Source organism: Peptoniphilus sp. oral taxon 836 str. F0141 (assembly GCF_000179335.1).
GTDB lineage: Bacteria > Bacillota > Clostridia > Tissierellales > Peptoniphilaceae > Peptoniphilus_A > Peptoniphilus_A lacrimalis.
In genome coordinates, this window is sequence record NZ_AEAA01000046.1 from 1 (window position 1) to 781 (window position 781).

The following is a 781-nucleotide window of genomic DNA, read 5'->3' on the forward strand; positions in this document are numbered from 1 at the left end:
TTATTACTCTTGACCTTATTTTCCTTCAGAAGTGCCATGAGAATTTTTATCCTTACTCAGTTCAGATTTAGTAATATGAGTACCCTTCTTACTATCATCATTTTCATTTTGAATATCCATAAGTATTGAAGTCATATCTTCAAGCTTGTCTAAATACTCTTTTAGTTTATTTTGAGTAACAATTGGAAAAGCACCCAACCCATCTTCAATATAATTATCAAACATTTCTTTATTATTATTAACTAAATCCAATATAGCCTTAGCTTTTTGCTTATAAACTGGAGAGTCCACTAAATTTTTATAAGCATCGCATAAGTTATCAATATAGAATTTATAAAAATCAGAGAAATTTTCAAGTCCTTTTTCTTCTTCTAATCTATCAAAATAAGAATTTTGAGCATCAATAGCAGCTTGTCTAGAAGCTTTAGATAGATACAAATTAAAATCAAATAGTTTTAATGAAAGGCTTAGATAATTTTCGAATAATTGTCTGTTTCTTTTCTTTTCTTCTTGACTGATTCCAACACTTGGAATTTCATCAAGTTTATCTAACATAGATTTGTAAAATTTTTCTATTTGATCTGTCATAAGTTCTGGCTCCTTATCAAGAGCTTTTTGATAAAATTCCATAGATTTTTTTGTGCTGTTAATAAATGGATTTATAAAGGTATCTACAGGAAAATTAGCCATAATTTCAAAGAAATTAATAGGTAAATATTTTTTCAACATTATTTTTAGACAACTCAACAAGTTGGTCATTAAAAATCCTGTATTAAATCTA

General features: G+C 26.6%; 1 protein-coding gene. It reads right to left on the reverse strand.

Features of this window, described 5'->3' with window-relative positions:
- Positions 1–15: 15 nt before the first annotated feature.
- Positions 16–781: poly(R)-hydroxyalkanoic acid synthase subunit PhaE (locus HMPREF9131_RS01950; RefSeq protein ID WP_232202570.1), on the reverse strand; the 766-nt coding region annotated here is incomplete at its 5' end.